Source organism: Staphylococcus sp. HMSC65H10, from assembly GCF_001839185.1.
GTDB lineage: Bacteria > Bacillota > Bacilli > Staphylococcales > Staphylococcaceae > Staphylococcus > Staphylococcus simulans.
In genome coordinates, this window is record NZ_KV840378.1 from 1 (window position 1) to 7,269 (window position 7,269).

At 36.4% G+C, this 7,269-nt stretch carries 6 protein-coding genes; all 6 read left to right on the top strand.

Features of this window, described 5'->3' with window-relative positions; genetic code table 11:
• Window positions 1-107 precede the first annotated feature (107 nt).
• The 6 genes from HMPREF3270_RS10035 to HMPREF3270_RS10060 all read left to right on the top strand — a co-directional run bounded on the left by HMPREF3270_RS10035 (window position 108) and on the right by HMPREF3270_RS10060 (window position 7,109).
• Window positions 108-1,121 carry an NADP-dependent oxidoreductase gene (locus HMPREF3270_RS10035; protein ID WP_070848977.1) on the top strand — a complete coding sequence of 338 codons (1,014 nt, stop codon included), beginning with the start codon at window positions 108-110 and terminating at the stop codon, window positions 1,119-1,121.
• Window positions 1,122-1,246: 125 nt separating this feature from the next.
• Complete coding sequence (locus HMPREF3270_RS10040; protein ID WP_070625714.1) at window positions 1,247-2,134, top strand: alpha/beta hydrolase; 888 nt, start codon at window positions 1,247-1,249, stop codon at window positions 2,132-2,134.
• A gap of 58 nt (window positions 2,135-2,192) precedes the next feature.
• Window positions 2,193-3,212: an NADP-dependent oxidoreductase gene (locus tag HMPREF3270_RS10045; RefSeq protein ID WP_070848979.1), complete on the top strand. Its 1,020-nt coding sequence runs from the start codon at window positions 2,193-2,195 to the stop codon at window positions 3,210-3,212.
• A gap of 12 nt (window positions 3,213-3,224) precedes the next feature.
• On the top strand, window positions 3,225-4,235 hold the full coding sequence (locus HMPREF3270_RS10050; protein ID WP_070848984.1) for a zinc-binding alcohol dehydrogenase family protein: 1,011 nt from the start codon (window positions 3,225-3,227) through the stop codon (window positions 4,233-4,235).
• 137 nt (window positions 4,236-4,372) lie between these two features.
• Window positions 4,373-5,386: a zinc-binding alcohol dehydrogenase family protein gene (locus tag HMPREF3270_RS10055; RefSeq protein ID WP_070848981.1), complete on the top strand. Its 1,014-nt coding sequence runs from the start codon at window positions 4,373-4,375 to the stop codon at window positions 5,384-5,386.
• Between the two features lie 166 nt (window positions 5,387-5,552).
• On the top strand, window positions 5,553-7,109 hold the full coding sequence (locus HMPREF3270_RS10060) for a BCCT family transporter (RefSeq protein ID WP_002479522.1): 1,557 nt from the start codon (window positions 5,553-5,555) through the stop codon (window positions 7,107-7,109).
• Window positions 7,110-7,269: the final 160 nt, after the last annotated feature.

Genomic DNA, 7,269 nt, shown 5'->3' on the forward strand with positions numbered 1-7,269 from the left:
ATTTTGGACTGTATTTATGTCCCAGCCCCTTTTTAAGTAGCTTATATTGAACTTTATGCATTTCACATTTAATTTAGAAGTATAAGTAAAAAAAAGGAGCGGTTAAAATGGAAAATGAACAAATTGTCTTCGCACAATTTCCAGACGGATTACCAGATGAACAAACGTTTCGTTATGAACCAGCTGAAATCATAGAGCCAAAACAAGGTGAAGTGTTATTAGAAACAGCATACCTATCAATTGATCCTTATTTTCGTAATGGCATGATTAAAGGGGCTTCTTATGTGACAGCCTTCAAAATTGATCAACCAATATGGGGAAGAGGGCTCGCAAAAGTAATTCAATCAAAAGACAATACAGTCAAAGAAGGAGACATTGTCAGAGGTCTGTTTGAATGGAAACGTTATAATACAATGCCGGCAGAAGATTTAGAAGTGCTAAATGTCGATGATGATATACCAGTGCATTGGTATTTAGGTGCTTTAGGTGCAACGGGTCAAACAGCTTACCATGGGTTGTTAGAAATCGGTCAACCAAAAGCCGGTGAAACGGTTGTTGTTTCAGCAGCATCAGGTGCTGTCGGTTCAGTCGTCGGCCAAATAGCGAAAATCAAAGGCTGCTATGTAGTAGGTATTGCCGGAGGTAAAGCTAAAACACAATACCTCATAGATGAACTTGGATTTGATGACGCAGTCGACTACAAAAAAGAGGATTATGCTGAAGCATTAGCTAAAGCAGTACCAAATGGTGTCGATGTATACTATGAAAATGTCGGCGGTACAGTTGCGAATGAAGTATTTAAGCATTTAAATTCATTTGCGCGAATACCTGTGTGTGGTTCAATCTCTAACTATAATGATAAAGAAATATCATATGAACCCGCTGTTCAACCAATGTTGATTAAAAATCAAGCATTGATGCAAGGGTTTTTAGCTTCTCAATTTAAAGATGATTTTGAACGTGCTGAAAAAGACTTAGCACAATGGATCAAAGATGGAAAGCTCAAAACAAAAACGTCATTAGTAAAAGGCTTCGGCAACATCCCAGGTGCATTCAGAGCACTCTTTACAGGTAAAGAAATTGGTAAACAAATCGTTCAAGTTTCTTCCGTATTAGATTAATCATTTAGGCATTCTAAAGGTGACACACCACTTTTATAATGCCTATTTTTCATTGCAGTCCTTTAAAGAAACCTCTATACTTAAGTGAAAATATACAATCAGCAGGAAAGAACGAGGGGATAGAGATGGAGAAACAAAATCAACCTGATGCGAAAACGATTAGAATTATCGCCATAATTGCGATTGTTTTAGGCGTACTAGGTATTGTTAAGTATATATGGGCTGAATATCACCCCACAAATCCGTTAGATAAAGAAACAAAAATCAATACACCTACAATTTTTATGCATGGTTATGGCGGCAGTGTGAATTCATTACGCTTCTTTGAAACACAGGCACAAAAAGAAGGCTATACGAAAAAGCCGGTCGTCGCGACAGTAGGGGCAAATGGCCATGTCACTTTAAAAGGTAAATTTGATACGAAAGATAAACACCCGATTGTTTTAGTTAATTTGAAGGATAACGAAAATGGTGACATGAAACTGAATGCATTTTGGATTAAAAATGTACTTGAAGCGTTACAACAAGATTATCAATTTAAACAATTCAACATTGTGACACATTCTATGAGTAATATGTCGTTTGCGAAGTACATGTTAGACAATAGTAATAATCCAGACTTGCCGACTTTACATAAACAAGTCAATATCGCAGGTATATTTAATGGCATCATCGGTATGGGAGATGAACCAGGAAAAGTAACATTAGATAAAAATGGGAAGCCTGATCAAATGACAGATGGTTATGTAGAAATATTGAAGTTGAAAAAAGATCCTGCCTATAAAAATGTAGAGATCTTAAATATTTATGGAGATATCCAAGATGGTACGCACAGTGATGGCCGTGTGACAAATGCTTCTTCTAAATCTTTAAAATATATTATGATAGATCATGCGAAAAGTTATCGTGAACTTTTGATAGAAGGTAAACAAGGTCAACATAGTCAACTTCATGAGAGTGGTAAAGTTGCGAAAAACATCTTTAAGTTCTTATGGGGTAGTAAGCAAGGTTAGAAAAATCTCAATTCGGCAATACTAATAATATAATGACAAATAGATTGGAGCGGATGAAATGACACAAAATGAACAAATTGTGTTAGCACACTATCCAGAAGGATTGCCGAAAGCAGAGGACTTTCGCTTTGAAACAATTGATATTGCTTCACCTGAAGAAGGAGAAGTCACAATTGAAACAGCTTATATTTCAGCTGATCCTTATATGCGTAATCGTATGAAGCCGAAAACGAATTCTTATATCGGCGGTTTTGAATTAGACCAGCCAATTGTAGGTTTAGCAGTAGGACAAGTAACAGAATCCAATCATTCTGACTTTAAAAAAGGTGACACAGTGTCTGGTATGTTGCCATGGCAAAAATACAGTACAGTGAAAGCTGATGATTTAATGCATTTGCCAGATTTAGATGTACCACCTTATTTATTCTTAGGTGTTTTAGGCATGACTGGTCAAACAGCTTATCACGGCTTGTTAGATATCGGTCAACCAAAAGCTGGTGAAACAGTCGTGGTTTCAGCGGCTTCTGGCGCAGTCGGTGCAGTGGTTGGCCAAATCGCAAAAATCAAAGGTGCCCGTGTTGTCGGTATTGCAGGCGGAGATCAGAAAACAAGTTATCTTATTGATGAACTAGGCTTTGATGAAGCGGTGGATTATAAGAAAGAAGATTATGCAGAAGCCTTAGCTCAAGCAGTACCGGACGGCGTAGATGTCTACTTTGAAAACGTTGGCGGAACTGTCGCAAATGAAGTATTTAAACACTTAAATACATTCGCACGTATACCGGTATGCGGTTCTATTTCTAAATATAATGATACAGAAGTTTCTTACGAACCCGCAGTGCAACCGATGTTAATTAAACATCAAGCATTGATGCAAGGTTTCTTAGTGCATCAATTCAAAGATGACTTTGCGCGTGCAGGTCAAGAATTAGCACAATGGGTTAAAGAAGGTAAGATTAAAACGAAAACATCTGTAGCAGAAGGTTTTGACCAAGTCCCTAAAGCCTTCAATAATCTTTTCACAGGTGAGAATTTTGGTAAACAAGTGATAAAAATTTCTAATGTATTAGATAAATGAGGTGTATAGATGATGAAAGCAATTGGAGCAGATCGTGCCTTTCAATTATCAGAGGGCAATTTATTTTATGAATTTGATAAAGAAAAACCAACGCCAAAAGATAGAGAATTATTAATTAAAGTTAAAGCAATCAGCGCAAACCCAATTGACACTAAACAACGTCAAAGACCTATTGAACAACCGCCTAGAATTTTAGGATATGATGCGGTAGGTGTTGTTGAAGCAACAGGAGATAACTGTGAACTTTACCAAGTTGGCGATGAAGTCTTTTATTCTGGTTCATTGAAATTTGATGGTTCTAATGCCGAATATCAAACGATGGATGAACGTTATGTGGCGACCAAACCTAGCAATGTATCTTATACAGAAGCGGCAAGTCTTCCATTAACTTCTATTACGGCGTATGAAGTTCTTTTCGATATTTTCAATATCTCTACGAACCCTGATAATAATAAAGGCAAAACTTTATTAATTATCAATGGTGCAGGCGGTGTCGGCAGTATTGCGACACAAATCGCTAAAGCATACGGACTTAAAGTCGTTACGACAGCAGGCAGAGAAGAAACTAAAGCCTGGTCAGAAAAAATGGGTGCAGATTTAGTAATCAATTATAAAGAAGATATGAAAGCACAACTTGAAGCTAATAATGTTAAAGACTTTGACTTTATTTTCTGCACGTTCGATACAGATTTATATTATGAAACAATGATTGATCTTGTAAAAGCACGCGGTACACTTGCGACGATTGTCGCATTCAATGAAAAACAAGATTTGAACTTGTTGAAAGGTAAAAGTTTAACATTTGGACATGAAAATATGTTTGCACGTTCATTGAATAATATAGATGTGATTCAATATCACCGTTATTTAACAGACGTTTCTAAAAAAGTAGAAGCGGGTGTTTATCAACCGACAGTGACGAAAGTCTTCGATGAATTAACGCCAGAAACACTATTTGAAGCGCATCAATTACTAGAAGACCATGTGATGAAAGGTAAAATTGTGTTTGATATGGAATCATAATTAAAATATAAATGACACTAGAAGAATGCTGACAAAGCGAAATTCTAGTGTCATTTTTTATAAGACGGAAAAATTGCTTATTCATATCGGTCATTCTAAGATAAGGGCACAAACATATAAAGAAAGGAACGATATAAATGAAAGCAATCGGTGCAGATCGAGGATTTGAATTATCTGAAGGTAATTTATTCTATGAATTTGATAAAACGAAGCCTGAACCAAAAGGCAATGAATTATTAGTAAAAGTCAAAGCCATCAGTGTTAATCCTGTAGATACTAAAATTCGCCAAGCGCCTGTTGAAAAAGCACCACGTATTTTAGGGTTTGATGCGGCAGGTGTGGTAGAAGCAACAGGACCAGATTGTGAATTATTTAAAGTCGGCGATGAAGTTTACTATTCAGGTGCGAGCTTTTATGATGGCTCAAATGAAGAGTACCAAGTGATGGATGAACGTTATGTAGGTAAAAAACCAAGCAATTTAACATTTACAGAAGCAGCTAGCTTACCGTTAACAGCACTAACAGCGTATGAAGTGTTATTCGATACGTTCAACATTTCATCTAATCCTGAAAATAATAAAGGCAAATCATTATTCATTATTAACGGAGCAGGCGGTGTCGGCAGTATCGCAACACAAATTGCGAAAGCTTATGGATTAGAAGTAGTGACAATTGCTGGACGTGAAGAAACAAAAGCTTGGTCAGAAAAAATGGGTGCTGACTTAGTGATTAATCATAAAGAAGATATCAAAGCACAATTAGATGAACATCAAGTTGCGCCATTTGATTATGTTTTCTGTACGTATGACACGGATGGCTATTATGAATTAATGATTGATTTAGTTAAAGCACGTGGTCATATTGTCACAATTGTGGCCTTTGATGAAAAACAAGATTTAAACTTATTGAAAGGTAAGAGCGTGACATTCACACATGATTATATGTTTGGTCGTGCGGACTATGGTTTAAATGTGATTACGTTCCACCGTCATTTGACAGATTTGACTAATAAGGTAGAAGCGGGTACGTATAAACATACGAAAACGAAGGAAATACAAGGGCTAACTACAGAAACACTATATGAAGCGCATCAACTATTAGAAAATCAATCCATGATTGGTAAGTTAGTGATTAATATGGAAAATGAATAATTATTTTTGAAGCACCGGGAATCATTTTCTCAGTGCTTCTATTTTTAGTGCATAATAAATTTGATAAGTTTTTTTATGAGAAGAAAAGTAATTGTATAAATGAGATTGAAAAGCGTCATAGCGGGTAATTACATGTTATCAACAAATTTAGGAAGGGATTATTGGTATGAAAGAGAAAAAGATTACCAAAGTGTTTTGGTTTGCGCTCGTCATTTGTACATTATTTGTAATCTATGGTGCGATTTTCCCAAAACAACTTGAAGCAGGGACACAACAAATTACAACTTTCATCGCTAAATACTTTACGTGGTATTATCTGATTTTATTATTAGTGATATTGATTGTATGTATTTACTTACTCTTCTCACGTTATTCAAATATCACTTTGGGAGAAGAAGGAGAAGATCCAGAGTTTTCACTGCAATCATGGTTTGCGATGTTATTTAGTGCAGGTATGGGTATCGGTTTAGTTTTCTGGACAACAGCTGAACCTATCAGTCATGCATTTACACAAACGCCGATACATAAAGCTGGAACTCAAGCAGCCATTGATGATGCGATGCAGTTTGCGTTCTTCCACTGGGGCGTTCATGCTTGGGCCGTATACGGTATTGTTGCGTTAGTATTCGCTTATTTCAGTTTCCATCGTGGTTATGCAGGTTTAGTGAGTGCAACGTTGGTACCGTTATTAGGTGAAAAACGTATGAATGGACCGCTTGGCGGTACCATTGATGTATTAGCAATTATTGCGACAGTAACAGGTGTTGCGGCAACACTTGGGTTTGGTGCGTTACAAATTAACGAAGGATTAAACTATTTATTCAAAGTACCATCTAACTTCGGCATGCAAGTTATTATCGTGATTATTGCGACGTTCTTATTTACATGGAGTGCATGGTCAGGTATCGATAAAGGGATTAAAACTTTAAGTAATATTAATATGATTTTAGCATTTATCGTTTTAATTGTATTATTCGCAGTCGGACCGACACTCTTTACTTTAAATAACTTTACAAACTCATTAGGTAATTATATTTACAATTTCTTTGGGATGAGTTTACGTATTCCGCAAAACGGCGGAGAAAAATTCCAATGGATGCAGAACTGGACAGTCTTCTATTGGGCATGGTGGATTTCATGGGCACCATTCGTAGGAATCTTTATTGCGCGTGTGTCACGCGGTCGTACTATTAAAGAGTTTATTTTAGGTGTTTTATTTGTACCAGCCTTAGTTTGTTTCTTCTTCTTTGCAGTCTTCGGATCAGCTGCAATCTATTTACAGAAAAACGGTATTGCGGATATTGCGAAAGAAGCAACAGAAACAGCTACCTTCGCAACTTTACAACACTATCCGCTCGGCTTTTTATTAAGTCTGGTTTCGTTAGTAGTTATCATGATTTTCTTCGTCACTTCAGCAGACTCAGCAACTTATGTGCTTGGTATGTTAAGTGCAAAAGGAAGTATCCACCCAGCTTCAGCAATTAAAGTATCTTGGGGTGTGATTTTAGCACTATTTGCGTTGATTATGATTTATACAGGCGGAACACAAGCGATTCAAAACTTATTAATTATCGCAGCACTGCCATTCTCAATCGTTATTATTTTAATGATGTGGTCGTTATTTAGAGCATTAGGTGAAGAAAAGCCACGGTACCAACAACCCAGATATAAACATTCGGAAGTTTTATCGCATAAAAGTAACCGGGAAGAAATAGAAGAATAGTAAAAAAATGAAGGCATAAGTTGCTTTATCATAAGATAAACAAACTTATGCTTTTATTTTTTACAATAAAATTTATTGTGTTTTTTTATAAATGAGTCGGGGTATAAAAAAAGTAATGTCACAAACATTGATATGAGGAGGTGCAGCACCGTGAGAAGAT